This is a genomic window from Streptomyces sp. NPDC053755 (assembly GCF_040677675.1).
In the GTDB taxonomy this organism is placed as follows: Bacteria; Actinomycetota; Actinomycetes; order Streptomycetales; family Streptomycetaceae; genus Streptomyces.
On the sequence record NZ_JBFASK010000029.1, the window covers coordinates 74,306 to 89,632 of the forward strand.

The following is a 15,327-nucleotide window of genomic DNA, read 5'->3' on the forward strand; positions in this document are numbered from 1 at the left end:
CGGTCAGGCTGCTCGCCGGGCTGAGGATCGGGCGGTCCGGGGATCCGCCCGCCGGGCTCCGTCTCCGGCAGGGCGGGGAGCTGCTGGTCGGGCAGGCTCCGGGGCCGCGCGCCGGGTGGCCCGGGGGGCAGGGGAGCGGGCCGCTCGCCGCGTCGGGAGCGGGCGCGGGGGGACGGCCCGGGAGGGCGGTGGGTGCCGGGCCGGGTCATGGCCGGGGCCCGGCCGGGACCGCGGGTGGCGCGGCGAGGGCGGCGGCCGCGGGCGGCCAGAGGTCGGCGCGGCTCAGGGCCGACGGGCTGTACTGCCCCAGGGCGCTGACCAGCAGCCGGAGTTCCAGCGCGAGAGCCTCGGCCAGCCGTTCCAGACCGTGCTCCTGATCCTCGTCCACGGCGAGCAGTGCCGCCCGGCCGAGACCCACGGCGGTGGCGCCGAGGGCGAGCGCGCGGACCGCCCTCCCGCCCTCCCACATCCGGCCGGAGGCCAGCAGGCTCGCCCCCTCGGGGCGGTCGACGAGCCCCAGGCAGGTGGCCAGCGGCAGCCCGACCCCCTCCAGGAACACTCGTGGCGCCCACCCGGTGCCGCCCTCCGCGCCGTCCACCGTGACCGCGTCGGCCCCGGCGGCCCACGCCGTGGAGGTGGCGGTGGCGATGTCGCGGCCCGGGTGGAACTTCACCCACGTGCGGGCGAGGGGGAAGTTGTTCCGCATGAAGCGCAGCTGCTGGCGGACGATTTCCTCCGTGAAGGTGCCCGGGGTCGCGCAGCGCAGCCGCACGCCGTCCGGACCCAGCTCCTCGCCCAGGGCGAACCTCCCGGCGGCGGCCAGCCGTCCGGCCTCCGCCGGGCCGACCACGGTCATGCCGCCCAGGCCCGGCTTGGCGCCCTGGCCGATCTTCAGCTCGAAGCCGAGCCTGCCCGAGTCGCGCAGGGCCCGCGAGGCCGGGTCGCTGTAGAGGAGGTTCCACACCTCGGAGTCGGCGTCCTCGGTGGACTGCTGCACCACCACGCCGCCGCGACCGTCGGCCGCGGCCTCCGTGTACGCCTCGACCCGGGCCAGCAGGACCGAGCGGTAGCCGTGCACCGGCACCATGTTCTCGCCGACGACCATCGGGATGCCGAGCCGGCCCGCCTGGCGGGCCGCCGCCACCGCCAGATCGCCGCTGCCGGCCCGCGTCGAGCCGAACGCGGAGAGATAGAGGGGGAGTTCGCAGGCGAAGCCGCCTATGCGGGTACGCAGGTCCACGTCACCGTGGCCGGGCTCCCGGCCGAGTTCGATCAGCTTCTCGAGCCGTCGCGGCATGAACACCGGTGGCGCCAGCCGCAGCGCGTCCAGCTCGTCGGTCCCGGCGGCACCAGCGGCCCCGGGGGCGGTGGCGGAGCCGTCGGGGCGGGCGCCGAACAGCCCCGCCCCGTACTCCGCGGCCGGCGGGAAGACCTCCGCCGCACCCCGCCGCGCCCGTGCCCGTACCGACTCCTCGGGGAAGCCGCCCGCCGTCAGAGAGGTGGTGCTCACGGCGCGATCACCCCCGGCAGCTTCGGGTAGGCGCTGACCTGCCAGAGGGCGTCCAGGCCGGTCAGGAAGCGGACCAGGCGCTGCAGTCCCATGCCGAAGCCGGCGCTGGGGGAGAGGCCCTCGCGGGCCAGGTCCAGGTACCAGGCGTACTTCGCCGGGTTCTCGCCGCTCTCCCGCATCCGGGTCACGATCGTCGGGTAGTCGGCCTCCCGCTCGCTGCCGCTCACCAGCTCACCGAATCCGCCGTGCGCGATGAGATCGAAGTTGCGCAGCACACCGGGGCGTTCGGGGTCCTCGCGGTCGTAGAACCCGCGTGAGCCCTTCGGGTAGTCGTTGACGAAGAAGGGGCAGCCCGCGTCCTGGGACAGGATCCGCTCGGCCTCCCAGTCGATCTCCCCGTCCGGGCTCTGGGCGTGGCCCAGCGCGGCCAGTCGTGCGACCGCCTCCCCGTGCGTGCACGCCTCGAACTTCCCGGCCCGCAGCTCGGCGAACTCCCCTTCCTCCCGGCCCAGTTCACGCAGCACGTCGGGCACGGCCGTCCACACGTGCTCCACCACGCGGGTCAGCAGCCCGGCGGCGATCTCCTGCGCCTCCTCCCGGCTCGCCCCGGCCATCTCCACGTCGATCTGGTGGAACTCCACCAGGTGCCGGCCGGTGCTCGCGGTCTCGGGCGGCTCCACCCGCACGTTCGGGGCGATGTAGAACAGTCGCGGAAAGCCTCGCAACGACGCCTGCTTGTACAGGATCGCGCTGGTCATCAGCTTGTAGGGGCGGCCGTAGTAGTCCACGTCGAGAGCCTTGGCACCCCGGCCGCCGGGGTCGGTGACCGGGCCGATCAGCGGGGGAAGAAGCTCCGTGAACCCCTCGCCGCGCAGGAACTCCCGCGCCGCGTGGAGCGCTTCCTGCTGGACCAGCATCGCGGACCGCAGGCGCGGCGACGCCAGGTGCTCGCCGAGGGAGGGAGGAGCCGGAGCGGGGGTGGGGGCGAATTCCATGTCGTCTACTCCAGACGGTCGGGAGGGTGGGGCGGCGTCGGGCACGGTGGCGCCACGGCAGGCGGGCTCGGGAGCGGGCGGTTCAGTCGGGGACGGGGGTGTCGTAGCGGGCCGCGACGCCGTGCAGCGCGGTCAGCAGCCCGTCGGAGGTCAGGGGGGTCCGGCCCCCCGGGGCCGCGTACGGCGCCACCGGCATCGCCCCGGTCTCCGCCCAGCGCAGCCGCCCTCCGGCGTCGACGAAGCTGCGGGAGCGGCCCGCGTTGTCGGGGTGCAGGCAGTACGGCACGTCCAGCACGCCCCGGGCGAAGGCGGCGCGCAGGGCCCGCCCGAGGTCGGTGCCGAGTTCGAGGACGGCGTCGACGAAGGCCCGTGCCTCGCGGTACACCTCGCTGTCCGCTCCGGCGGCCGCATCGGCCGTCTCGGTCGCGCCGAGCCGGGCGCGGGCGGCCGCGTCCGCGCTCGCCGCCGCCGTCTCCAGCGCGCGGACGTTCTCCCCCACGGTCGGGATCCGGTGCGCCTCGGCCGCCGTCTTGACGATCAGCCGCTGCGCCCCGGCGTGGACCGCGAGCCGGGCGGAGTCCTCGAGGAGCCGGGTCGCGCCGGCCGCGGTGCGCGGGAACACTCCCATGTACGTGTAGAGCACGACGTGCCGGTCGGTGTCCGGCGGCAGCAGTTCGGAGGCCAGCCGGTTGAGGGCCCGTACGGCCTCGGCGTCCTGTGCGGCGTCCGTCTGCTGGGCGTAGCCGAGCGAGACGCTGCGGATGCCGTGCCGGGTGAAGAACAGCCCCTCCAGCACGCTGAGCGCCACCAGGAGCCCCGGCGGGCAGAGCTGTCCGAGCATGCAGCCGCCGAAGCTCTCCACGTGCGGCGTGCGGGGCGCGGGCACCAGGGCCGCGAGGAGTTCGCAGGCCCGTGCCCAGTTGTCCACCGACTCGGAGAGCGGGGTACGGCCGTAGGGCAGGCAGTAGGAGACGGGACCGCCCTCGGTGGCGTCCAGGCCGACGGCGGCGAGGGCGCGGACGATGGCCTCCGGCCGGGAGGAGCCGTGGCGCACCTGCACCGGGAAGCCGGGGCCGAGGATGCCGTCGAGCATGGCGCGGGTCCGCTCGGCGGGGTGGGCGGCGATCGGGTAGCCGTTGAGCGGGACCCCCTCCGTGAGGGCCGCGCGGGCCGCCGCGTGGTCGCCGACGCGCGTGTAGCTGTCGATGGTGAGGGTGCCGACGGTGACCGCCGCCGCGGCCCGGGTGCCGGCCAGGCCGGCCCGCATCCGGCCCGGGTCGGCGAACCCCATCCGGGGCTGGACCACGAGCCGGCCGGCGGCCGCGGCCCTGGCGACGAACCCGCCGAAGGAGAGCGGGCCGGGCCGGTCGGTGGGAGGGGACGTGTCGACGGGGCGGCGGCCGCCTGCCCTGCGGCCCTCCGGCGCCGCGAGGAGCACCCCTGGCGTACTCATGCCAGGCTCCGCGCCGCCGCCGCCGGCACGCGCCCGGCCGACACGGAACCGGCGGACAGAACGCGGCCGGTCACGGGGCCGGCCGGGGCGACCCCGGCGGATACGGGGCCGCCGGACACGGAACCGGCCGGCACGCGCGCGCCGGGGACGAGCGCGGCGGCGAAGGCGCGCAGAGCCCCGACGTCTCCGTCGTCGAACACGGCGGTGCAGCCGGCCGCCAGGAGCGTGTCGCGCCGGGCCGGGTCGGCCTGGCCGGCGACGCCCAGCTTGCCTCCGACGGCCACCGGGACCTGAACTCCGGCGGCGCGCAGGGCGCGGACGGCGGACAGGCCGTCGCGGTAGCCGTGGCCGTTGACGCTGCTGATGACGACCAGCTCGGGCCCGGGCTGGGCACAGGCCGCCACGAGCAGGTCGTCGGGGACGCAGGGGCCCAGGCCGGTGACCCGATGGCCCTGCTCCTCCAAGAACAGCCGCAGGTAGACGAGATTCCAGGTATGGGAATCCGACGCCGTACCGGTCAGCAGTACCTTCAAACTCCGTCGTCGCATGCTCACAATATAGGAACGGAAAAGGGCGGGAAGGGGAAGTTGCGGCGGCAGAAAGGGCGGAGCGAAAAGGGTCGGGAAAACGCCGAGAGCCGCGGTCCGGAATTCTCCGGCCCGCGGCTCTGGGTCGTGGTCGCTTTCGTCGTGGTCATTTTCGCTTTCGCGCCCGCGATTGCGCGTTCCGCGTTCGCGGGTGAAAGCCGTGCCCGGGTGGGCGCGGGAGGATCAGGCGTACTGGGCGAGCAGGCTCTTGGGCCGGATGTCGGTCCAGTTCGCCTCGACGTACGCCAGCGCCTCGTCCCGCGGTCCGGCCCCCCACGCACTGTCCCAGCCCGCGGGGATCTCGATGAACGCCGGCCACAGCGCGTGCTGTCCCTCGGCGTTGACCACCACGTGGAAGCTGCCCTCGGTGTCGTCGAACGGGTTCGTCATGACAGACTCCTCAATTTCTCGGAAAGGATACGGCCGATCACTGCAAGGGGCTCGGGTTCGCCCATCCTGGTGTGGATGACACCGATGGTGTGTTTCTCCACGGCTCCCTCCACATAAGGGAGCCAGGCCGTGCAGAGACTGTTCTCCGGGGTGCCTTCTGTCTGCGCCGCGAAGAAGAGCATGTCCGCCTTCACCGGCCGCGGCGCATAGAGGTTCATGATTTCGGCGTGATCGATGGAAGCGCCGATCACCGAGCGGATCTCACCGTCGGAGAAACCCCCCAGGACGGGATCGGTCTCCCGGACGAGTCCGATCAGCCCTTCCACGTCGAACGGGGCGTCCTCGGGTTCGTCGGTGGCGTCGCCGACCAGCATCTCCCGCTTCTGCGCGGGGCTCATCCGGCGGCGCTCCGGCTCCGTGGGCAGCAGGTGGACGTCCATCATCGCCAGCAGCTCGGTCCGCTCGCCCTGTTCGGCCAGCCGCACCGCGAGGGCGTGCGCGACGGTTCCGCCGAACGACCAGCCGAGGAAGCGGTACGGGCCGTGCGGCTGGACGCGCCGGATGTGCTCCAGATAGTCCTCGACCATCTCCTCCACCGACCCGGGACTGTGCCCCAGCTCGGAGAGGGCACGCGCCTGGATGGCGTACAGCGGCTGGTCCGGACCCAGGTGCCGGGCCAGACCCACGTACGACCACCCCACGCCCGTGCCCGGGTGGAGGGCGAACAGCGGCCTGCGGGTACCTCCCGGCTGGAGCGGCAGCAGCACTCCCATCGGATCGAAGCCCGACGGCTCGTCGGCGAGCAGCCCGGCCGGCGTCGGTGTCCGGAAGAGGTCCCGTACACCCAGCTCCAGGCCCAGCGCCGTGCGCATCCGGCTCACCAGCCGGACGCCGAGCAGCGAATGCCCGCCCAGTGTGAAGAAGTTGTCGTCGATCCCCACGCCCCGGACGCCGAGCACGTCCTCGAAGAGGCCGCACAGCACCTCCTCGCGCGGAGTCCGCGGCGGGCGCCCGGAAGGGGCCGGTGCCGGCGCGGGCGCCGGCAGCGCCTTCCGGTCCGGCTTGCCGTTCACGGTCAGCGGGATCTCGTCGAGCAGGACCGCCGCGGCGGGCACCATGTGCTCCGGCAGTTCACCGGCCGCCCAGCGCAGCAGCTCCTCGCCGCTCAGCCGGTGCCCCGCGCGCGGCACCGCGTACGCCACCAGCCGCTTCCCGCCCGGCCCGTCGTCGAAGACGACCACCGCGACCCGCCCGACGCCCGGATGCCGGGCCAGGGTCTCCTCGATCTCCCCGGGCTCGATCCGGAAGCCGCGCAGCTTGATCTGACCGTCCGCCCGGCCCACGAAGCGCAGTTCGCCGTCGGCCGTCCAGTGGACCAGGTCGCCGGTGCGGTACATGCGGCTGCCGTCCGCGGCGAAGGGGTCGGCGACGAACCGCTCCGCGGTCAGCCCCGGCCGCCCCAGGTAACCCCGCGCCACCTGCGTGCCCGCGAGGTACATCTCACCGGCGACCCCCACCGGCACGGGCCGCAGACGCTCGTCCAGGACGTGCACCCGCGTGTTGTCCAGCGCGGCGCCCAGGAACACCCCCGGCAGGGTGCGGCAGCCGGTGTCCAGGCGCTGGTGGTGCGAGGCGAACGTCGTCTCGGTCGGCCCGTAGCTGTGCACCAGCACCGTGTCCGGGCAGTGGTCCAGGACCCTCTGGAGGGCGGCCGGGGAGGCCACGTCCCCGCCGGTCCACACCTCGTCCAGCAGCTTGAGGGTGTCGAGCCCCTCGTCCGCCATGATGTGGAACAGACCCATCGTGAAGTAGGCCGCGGTCACCCCGTGAGCGCGGATCGCGTGGTCGAGTTCGGCCAGATCCGTTCCGGAACCGGGCGCGAAGACCAACTCGCCCCCGTTCAGCAGCGGCACCCACAGCTCGTACGTGGAGGCGTCGAAACCGATCGCCGAATGCACCAGCATGCGGCGGTGGTGGGGGTGGTTCCAGCACCGGTCGGTGACCAGCTCCACCACGTTGCGGTGGGTGACGCCGACGCCCTTCGGCCGGCCGGTCGAGCCCGAGGTGAACATCACGTACATCAAGGCGTCCTCGCCGACCACCACCCCCGGGTCGGTGCGCCGGCAGCCCGGCACCGGCGTGTCCGCCGACAGCACCCTTATCCCCGCGTCGAGTTGCCGCGCCACGGCGGCGGCGTCCGCGTACGCCTCCTGGGTGACGAGCACCCGTGCCCCCGTGTCCTCCATGATCATGGCGATCCGGGACTCCGGCAGCCGGGGATCCAGCGGGACGTACGCCGCCCCGCACTTCAGGACCGCCAGCGCCGCCACGAGCAGGTGCGGCGTGCGGTCGAGCAGCAGCCCGACCGCGCCGTGCGGCCGCGCCCCCGCCTCGATCAGCCGGTGCGCGAGGGCGTTCGCCCGGGCGTTCAGCTCGGCGAAGGTCAGCGTCTCGTCCTCGTACCGGACCGCCACCGCGCGCGGGGTGCGGCGCGCCTGCTCCGCGAACCGCTCGTGCACCAGGCCGGGCAGCACGCGGGGCACCGCCGTGTCGTTGTACCGCACGAGCAGCCGGTCCGCCTCCTCCGCCGACAGCAGCGGCACGTCACCGATCCGCGCCTCCGGGTCGGCGGCCACCACCCGCAGCAGTCGCGTCACGTGCGCCGCCAACTGGGCCGCCGTGCCCTCGTCGAAGAGGTCCCGGGCGTACTCCAGCGCCCCCGCCAGCCCGGCCGGGGCGCCGGCGGCGTCCCGGGTCTCCCGCAGCGCCAGGGTCAGGTCGAACTTCGTGAAGCCCGAGTCGGCGCCCAGCGCCGTGCCGGCCAGCGGCGAGTCCCGCGGGGCCGGACGCTCGGCCGGGTGCACCTGCACCATCACCTGCACCAGCGGGTGGTGGGCGGTGGACCGCACCGGGTTCAGCCGCTCCACGACCAGGTCGAAGGGGAGCTGCTGATGGGCGAAGGCCGCCAGATCGGCCTCTCTGACCCGCGTCAGCAGCTCGGCGAAGGACGGGTTTCCCGACGTGTCGGTGCGCAGGACCAGCGTGTTGACGAAGAAGCCGACCAGGTCGTCCAGCGATTGGTCGTCCCGGCCCGCGACCACCGTGCCCAGGGGCAGGTCGGTGCCCGCCCCGTGCCGGGTCAGCACCGCAGCGAACGCCGCCTGCACCACCATCAGCAGCGTCGCGCCGTGCTCAAGGGCCAGCGCCTCCAGCCGGGCATGGACGTCCGCGTCCACTCCCTGGACCGGCGCGGCGCCGCCCCGGTGCGTGGCCTCGGCCGGCCGCGTCCGGGCGGGCGTCAGCTCGAGGACGGGCGGGGCACCGGCCAGCCGGTCCCGCCAGAAGGCGGTCTGCTCCGCCGCCTCCGGGCCCGCCAGCATGTGCCGCTCCCACAGCGTGTAGTCCGCGTACTGCACCGGCAGCGGATCCCAGGAAGGCGCCGCTCCGCCGAGGCGGGCCGTGTAGGCGGCGGCGAGATCGCTCAGCAGCGGCCGCGCGGACCAGCCGTCGGCGGCGATGTGATGCACCAGCACCACCAGCACCTGCCCTGCCGGTCCGGACGCCGGCTCGCCGGCTCGCCCCGGCTCCGGGACGGTCTCGATCAGCCACGCGCGGAACGGGATCTCCCCGGCGAGGTCGAACACGTGCCCCGCCGCGGCGTCCACGGCGGCCGCCACCCCCTCCGGCCCCGTCCGCACCACCTGGAGGACCGGCCGGGCGCTCTCCCGTACCTCCTGGTGGGGCCGGCCCTCGACCGCCGGGTACACCGTGCGCAGCACCTCGTGGCGTTCCGCCGTGTCGGCGAGCGCCGCGGCCAGGACGTCCGGGTCCAGCGGCCGGTCCGGCCGCATCACGAACGGGATGTTGTACGACCGGCTCGGTCCCTCCAACTGGTCGACGAACCATAACCGGCGCTGCGCGTACGAGAGGGGGAGCCGCTCCGGCCTCTCCGCGCCCGGTACGGCCGTCAGCCGGGGCCGCCTCCCGGCTCCGTCGCCCGCCTCCGCACCCCGCACGCCCGGCCCGCCGTGCGCCGCGGCGGGGAGCCGGGCGGCCAGCCGGGCCGGAGTCGGGGCGAGGAACAGGTCCCGCAGCCGCAGATCCGCCCCGAGGACCGCCCGTACCCGGTTCATCAGCCGCACGCCCGCCATCGAATGACCGCCGACGGCGAAGAAGTTGTCGTCCGGGGCCACCTCCTCACGACCGGTGATCTCCGCGAAGATCCGGCACAGGGCGGCCACGGCCCCCGGATCGGCCGTCACCGCCCCGGCAGCGGCCTCGGCACCCTCGGGCGCCCCGGGTCCCGCCGTCCGCGCCGGACGGGCGGCCAGCGCCGCACGCTCGTCCTCGGACAGCAGGGGCAGCGAGCGCACCGGGGCGTCCTCGCCGTCCGCGAACCGGGCCAGGGCCCGGACGTACACGTCGAGCAGCAACCGCGCCGTGGACTCGTCGAACAGGTCCTCGGCATAGGTCCACCACAGCTCCAGACCGCCGTGGCCGGGACGGGCCACGACGGTGACCGCGAGATCGAACTTGGCGGCGTCGAGTCCGGTCTCCTCGAACCGGCCGCTGAGCGTGTCGCCGATGCGTACCGCCAGCGGGTCCGTCCCGGCCTCGTCCTCCCGCACCGCGAGGGTCACCTGGAACAGAGGATTGGCGCCGGGCGCCCGGCGGGGGTTGAGCAGTTCCACCAGCCGGTCGAAGGGCAGCTCCTGGTGCGCGTACGCGCCCAGCGCGGCCTCCCTCGCCCGGGCGACCAGCTCGGCAGGACCCGCCTCCCCCGACACGTCGGTGCGCAGCACGAGGCTGTTCACGAAGAAGCCGACCAGATCGTCGAGGGCCTCGTCGGCGCGGCCGGCCACCGGTGTGCCGATCGCCACGTCGGGGCCGGCGCCACAGGCGTCCAGGGCCGTGGCCAGGGCCGCTTGCGCCACCATCAGCAGACTGGCGTCCGCTCCCGCGGCCCGCGCCGCGAGCCGCGCGTGCGTCTCCCCGTTCAGTACGGCGGTCAGGGTGCCGGCCCGGCCGGTCGGGGAGGCCGGCCGAGGCCGGTCGGCCGGCAGGTCGATCAGCGGCGGCAGACCGGCGAGCGCGTCCCGCCAGTAGGCGGCGAGCGCCGTGTCGTTCTCCAGCAGCTCCTGCTGCCACAGGGTGTAGTCGGCGTACTGCACCGGCAGCGGCTCCCAGCCGGGCTCCCGCCCGGCGAGCCGCGCGTCGTAGGCGGCGCCGAGGTCGCGCAGCAGCGGGCCCACCGACCAGCCGTCGGTGGCGATGTGATGGGTGAGCAGGACCAGCGCGCCGCTCCCGTCGCCCGGCAGGAACAGTGCCGCGCGCAGCGGGAGTTCGGTCTCCAGGTCGAACGAGCCGGAGGTGAACCGGGCGATCTCGACGGCCAGCTCGCCGGGCGCGCAGGAGCGCACCGCGAACTCCGGGCGCGGCCGGTCCAGCACGTGCTGGCGCGGCTCGCCCGCCTCGTCCGCGGGGTAGAGGGTGCGCAGCACCTCGTGGCGCGCCACCACGTCGCGCAGGGCGGTCTCCAGCGCCTCCGGGTCCGGGACGGACTCCAGGCGGATCACCAGCGGAAGGTTGTAGGTCGGGGCCGGGCCCTCCAGGCGGTGGAGGAACCAGAGCCGGCGCTGGGCGAACGACAGGGGCACCCGCTCCTCGGGCGCCGCTCCGAGGACGGTGACATCCACGGTCGCCCCGGCGGACAGGGCCGGCAGCAGTTCGCGGACCTCCGGCGCACCGGCGGCCTCGCTCGCACCCGTGCGCAGGGCCGCCAGCAGGGCGACCGCCCGGCCGATCCCCGGCCCGTCCTCGCCGCCTTCCCCTCCGCAGGCGTCCGTCGGCCCCTGTGCCCGGTCGGCGCGCAGGGCCACCGCCAGGGCGAGCTGCCCGTACGTCATCCGGCGCTCACCGTGCACCAGCGCGACCCGCTCCGGTCCGGCGGCGACCTGCGCGTCGAACCGGTCCAGGGGGCCGGGCCCGGGGGCGGCAGAGGCGGGGGGAGCGGTCGAGGGCATCGCGTGGCCTCCAGGTGAGGGCTGAGGGGGACCGGGACCGGGTTCTCCTCCCGCTCCGCGCCACCACGCTACGAGCGCCGGAACCCCCTGGCGGGCAGTCCCCCCGGCAGCTCGCGACGACATCGCTGCCGCCCGGAACTGCCCCCCGCGGCCCGGAACCGCCGCGCCGGACGCGGACCGCGGGCGGGCCCGCAGGGCGTGGGAACGCACGCGTGTGGGCCCGCCCGAGGACGGGCGGGCCCACACGGCAACGCGACGGGAGACGGCCGCTCCGGCCGCGCGAACGGGCGCCATCCGAGGCGACCTCGCCGACGGGGACGGGCCTGCGCAGGAACGGTGGGAGCGGGGCCGGAGAATCATGGCGGCCCTCGGCGGCCCGCCCCCACCCCCGTCAGCGCTGGGGCACCCGCGTGCCCGCGTGGGTGCGGCGGCGGAGGGCGGGGACCGGCGGAGGCGTGGGGGCCGCGGCCAGAAGGGCCGCCAGAGCGGCCGGCGTGGGGTGCCTGAAGACGTCCCGCAGCGTCAGCTCGCGCCCCAGCTCCGTGCGCACCCGGTTCAGCAGGCGTACCGCCAGCAGCGAATGCCCGCCCGCACGGAAGAAGTTCGCGTCGGCGGTCACCTCCTTGCCGTCGAGGACCTCGCTGAACAGCTCCACCAGCCGGGGCAGCGGACCACCCGGCGCCGGCGGCGTGGGCGGGCGCTCCCCGCTGGCGGCGACGACGGGCACCGCGTACTCGGGCAGCCGGTCCGACGCCCAGGACTGGGCCTCGGCCTCCGTGACCGTGCCCGTCACCCGGGCCACGAGTCTGCCGTCGGCGAGGGCCACCCCGACATCCGTGACCTCCGGGTGGTCCCGCAGGACCTGCCGTACGTGTCCCAGGTCCACCCGGTAGCCCGCGACGGTGGCGTAGGGCCCGTCGCCCGGCCGGGCAGGCCCTTCGGGCAGGGTGCTCACGCGGGCCCCCGGATCCGCCGCGACGTGGGCCAGCGCGTCCTGGAGGAGACCGGCCAGACGTTCCGCTCCGGCCGCCCCGTACAGATCGGTGGCGTACTCCAGCACGCCGTCCAGCCCGCCGTGCTCCGCGCCGCCGGTCAGGGCGAACGTCAGGTCCGCCTTGGCGGTGTGCGCCCCGAAGGGCAGCGCCTCGCCGGCGAGCGGGTCGACCTCCGCGGCCGCCGGGCCCGCGCCGCCCGGCTCCTGATCCACCCGCAGCATCACCTGGACCAGCGGGTGGTGCGCGGACGACCGGTGCGGGTTGAGGTGCTCCACGACCAGGTCGAAGGGAACCTCCTGGTGCGCGTACGCCGCCAGGTCCGCGTCCCGGACCCGTACCAGCAGGTCAGCGAAGCAGGGGTCCCCCGAGGTGTCGGTCCGCAGGACCAGGGTGTTGACGAAGAACCCGACCGACGCGTCGAGCGCCTGGTCGTCCCGGCCCGCGACCACCGTGCCCACCGCCACGTCCGGTCCTGCCCCGCAGCGGGCGAGCACGGCCGCGAGCGCCGCGTGCACCACCATGAACAGGGTGCTCCCGGTCTCCCGGGCGATCCGCTCGAGCCCCGCCCGTACGGACGCCGGGACGGTGAACCCGGTGACCGCGCCCCGCCCGGAGGGCACCGGGGGCCGGTGCCGGTCGGTCGGCAGGTCGATCAGCGGCGGAAGGCCGGCCAGGGCGCGCTCCCAGAAGCCGAGCCGCCTCTGCGCGCCGGTGGAGAGGAGGTCCCGCTGCCAGAGGGTGAAGTCCGCGTACTGGACGGGCAGCGCGGCCCAGGAGGGAGCCGAGCCGGCGGCGCGCGCCACGTAGGCCGCGCCCAGATCGGCGAGGAGGCGGTCGGCCGACCAGCCGTCGGCGGCGATGTGGTGCAGCAGCAGCACCAGGGTCTGCCGTCCGGAACCGTCGGACGGCAGGAAGAGCCAGGCGCGGAACGGCAGGTCCCGTGCCAGGTCGAAGACGTGTCCCGCGGCCGCGTCCACGGCCGCCGCCGGGTCGGCGGGAAAGCCCAGTTCCAGCTGCGGGCGGGCCCCGTCGAGGACCACCTGGAACGGCTCACCGCCCTCCGCCCGGTACACCGTGCGCAGCACCTCGTGCCGCTCGGCGACGTCGGCGAGCGCGGCGGCGAGGGCGGCCGGGTCCAGCGGCCGCTCCAGCCGTCGAACCAGGGCGATGTTGTAGGCGGCGGAAGGCCCCTCCAGCTGATCGGTGAACCACAGGCGGCGCTGTGCGTACGACAGCGGGATCCGCTCGGGACGAGTGGCCGCCGGGCGGAGCGCCGGCCGCTCCGCGCCGGGCTCGGGACCGTCCGGCAGCCGTTCGTGCAGCGCCCGCGGTGTCGGGGCGAGGAACAGGTCCCGGACGCCGAGCGGCACGCCCAGCGCCTCCCGGACCCGGTTGACGAGTCTGCTGGCCAGCATCGAATGTCCGCCAAGGCGGAAGAAGTTGTCGGCCGGGCGCATCCCGGTCCGGCCCAGGACCTCCGCGAACAGACCGCGCAGCAGCTCCACCCGCGGGTGCTCCTGCCCCTCCTCCCGGCCCCCGGCCCGCTCCTCCTCACGGTCGCGTGCGGACGCGCCCGCGCTCCGGGCGGCGGCCCGCGCCGCCTCGGCGAGCCGATCCCGGCGGGCGGCGAACCCCGCCGCCTCCGTATCGCTGACCAGGCCCAGCGCGCTCAGGGGCCGGCCGGGGTCCTCGGCGAACGCGGCGAGGGAGCGGGCGTACACGTCCAGGAGCAGCCGGGCGGTGTCCTCCCGGAAGACGTCCTCGGCGTAGCCGAGCAGCAGCCGCACCCCGCCGTCGGACTCCGGCGCGCAGTGGAAGCTCAGGTCGAACTTGGCCGCTCCCAGGTCCACCGTGCCGGCCTCGGCGGTCAGCGGCCCGAGCCGGGCCCCGGCCCCGCCGTCGGTGGAACCCGGGGACCGGACCGTCAGCATCACCTGGAAGAAGGGGTGCTCGCCGAGGGCCCGGCCGGCCTCCCCGGCCAGCTGCTCCACGAGCACGTCGAACGGCAGGTCCTGGTGGTCGAAGGCGGCCAGGTCGGTGTCCCGTGTCCGGTCCACCAGGGCCGCCGCCGTCGGATCACCGGAGGTGTCGGCCCGCAGGACGAGGGAGTTCACGAAGCAGCCCACGAGCTCGTGCAGCGCCTCGTCGGAGCGGCCCGCGACCGGGGTGCCGACGGCCAGGTCCCGGCCCGCGCCGGTCGCCGAGAGGGCGGCGGCGAGGGCGGCCCGCGCCACCATGAACAGGCTCGCCCCGCGGTCCCGGGCGAGCGCGGCCAGTCCGTTCCACGTGCCGGGATCGAGCCGGGTGCCGAGGGTCTTGCCGCGTCCGGTGGGTTCGGCGGGCCGGGGCCGGTCGTAGGGCAGCGCCGTCCGCTCGGGCAGACCCGCCAGCGCGGTCCGCCAGTGGTCCAGGAGGCCCTTCGGATCGGAGAGGAGGTCGCGCTGCCACAGGGCGTAGTCCGTGTAGGCGAGGGGAAGCGGCTCCCAGACGGGGGCACGGCCGGCGAGACGGGCGGCGTAGGCCGTGTCCAGGTCGCGCAGGAGCGGCTCCAGGGACCATCCGTCGACGGCGATGTGATGGACGAGCAGCACCAGGGCGCAGCCGCCGTCCTCCGGCCGCCCGGACCCGGCGGTGAACAGACGGACCCGCAGCGGCACCCCGTCCGTCACGTCGAGCGGAGTACGTCCGAACTCCGCCACGCGGTCGTCCAGATCCGCGGCGTCCGCGCACCGGACCGTGTCCGGCGCGGCGGTGAAGGCCTCCGTCACCCGCTGGTAGGGCTCGCCGTCCACGTGCGGGTAGGCGGTGCGCAGCACCGCGTGCCGCGCGGCCAGGTCGGCCAGTGCCCCGGCCAGCGCCGTGGCGTCCGGCACCCCGTCCAGGCGCAGCACCACGGGCGCGTTGTACGTCGCCGAGGGGCCCTCGATCCTGGCGAGGAGCCACAGCGCACGCTGCGCCGCCGACAGGGGCGGCCGCTCCGGGCGTTCGGCCTCCGGCACCGCCCGTGGCGCGGGCCGGGCGACGGCTCCGGCACCCGCGCGGGCGGCCTCGGTGAGCCGCCGGTGCAGCGCGGCCGGGCTGGGGGCCAGGAAGAGGTCCCGGATGCCCAGCTCCACCCCGAGGGCGCTTCGGACCCGGTTGACGAGGCGGCCCGCGAGCATCGAATGCCCGCCGCTGCGGAAGAAGTTGTCGTCCGGCCCCACGTGCGGACGGCCGAGCACGTCGGCGAACAGGCCGCACAGGATCTCCTCCCGCGGACCGCGCACCTCGCCGCGGCCGGCGGCGCCCGCGGGCGCCGCCGCCGGCGGCGGCCCGGCGGGCGCCCGGGGCGGCGGGCCGGGGGGGGGCGGGGAGCCCGGGCTGGGGGGTGGGCC

General features: G+C 75.6%; 7 protein-coding genes. All 7 read right to left on the reverse strand.

Annotated elements, in window-relative coordinates:
* Positions 1-205: 205 nt before the first annotated feature.
* Positions 206-1,510, reverse strand: coding sequence for a glutamate synthase-related protein (locus tag AB0K65_RS24930; protein ID WP_365720111.1), 1,305 nt, complete (start codon positions 1,508-1,510; stop codon positions 206-208).
* Positions 1,507-2,505, reverse strand: a complete 999-nt coding sequence (locus AB0K65_RS24935) for an asparagine synthetase A (RefSeq protein ID WP_365720113.1) — start codon at positions 2,503-2,505, stop codon at positions 1,507-1,509. Before AB0K65_RS24935 ends, AB0K65_RS24930 begins: the two co-directional genes overlap by 4 nt.
* An 82-nt stretch (positions 2,506-2,587) precedes the next feature.
* Entirely contained in the window at positions 2,588-3,958 is a 1,371-nt protein-coding gene (locus AB0K65_RS24940; RefSeq protein ID WP_365720115.1) for a methylaspartate mutase, read from the reverse strand.
* Positions 3,955-4,506, reverse strand: a complete 552-nt coding sequence (locus tag AB0K65_RS24945) for a cobalamin-dependent protein (protein ID WP_365720117.1) — start codon at positions 4,504-4,506, stop codon at positions 3,955-3,957. The genes AB0K65_RS24940 and AB0K65_RS24945 overlap by 4 nt, the downstream gene beginning before the upstream one ends.
* Before the next feature lie 222 nt (positions 4,507-4,728).
* Entirely contained in the window at positions 4,729-4,935 is a 207-nt protein-coding gene (locus tag AB0K65_RS24950) for an MbtH family protein (RefSeq protein WP_365720119.1), read from the reverse strand.
* On the reverse strand, positions 4,932-10,958 hold the full coding sequence (locus AB0K65_RS24955) for an amino acid adenylation domain-containing protein (protein WP_365720121.1): 6,027 nt from the start codon (positions 10,956-10,958) through the stop codon (positions 4,932-4,934). Before AB0K65_RS24955 ends, AB0K65_RS24950 begins: the two co-directional genes overlap by 4 nt.
* A gap of 391 nt (positions 10,959-11,349) precedes the next feature.
* A complete protein-coding gene (locus AB0K65_RS24960) occupies positions 11,350-15,219 on the reverse strand; it encodes a condensation domain-containing protein (RefSeq protein ID WP_365720123.1) in 3,870 nt (1,289 codons plus the stop codon).
* Positions 15,220-15,327: the final 108 nt, after the last annotated feature.

What these genes read in the sequence shown, in the direction of transcription:
- AB0K65_RS24935 (WP_365720113.1), bottom strand. Translation starts at nt 2,505, where the DNA reads ATGGAATTCGCCCCCACCCCCGCTCCGGCTCCTCCCTCCCTCGGCGAG.
- AB0K65_RS24940 (WP_365720115.1), bottom strand. Translation starts at nt 3,958, where the DNA reads ATGAGTACGCCAGGGGTGCTCCTCGCGGCGCCGGAGGGCCGCAGGGCA.
- AB0K65_RS24945 (WP_365720117.1), bottom strand. Translation starts at nt 4,506, where the DNA reads ATGCGACGACGGAGTTTGAAGGTACTGCTGACCGGTACGGCGTCGGAT.
- AB0K65_RS24950 (WP_365720119.1), bottom strand. Translation starts at nt 4,935, where the DNA reads ATGACGAACCCGTTCGACGACACCGAGGGCAGCTTCCACGTGGTGGTC.
- AB0K65_RS24955 (WP_365720121.1), bottom strand. Translation starts at nt 10,958, where the DNA reads ATGCCCTCGACCGCTCCCCCCGCCTCTGCCGCCCCCGGGCCCGGCCCC.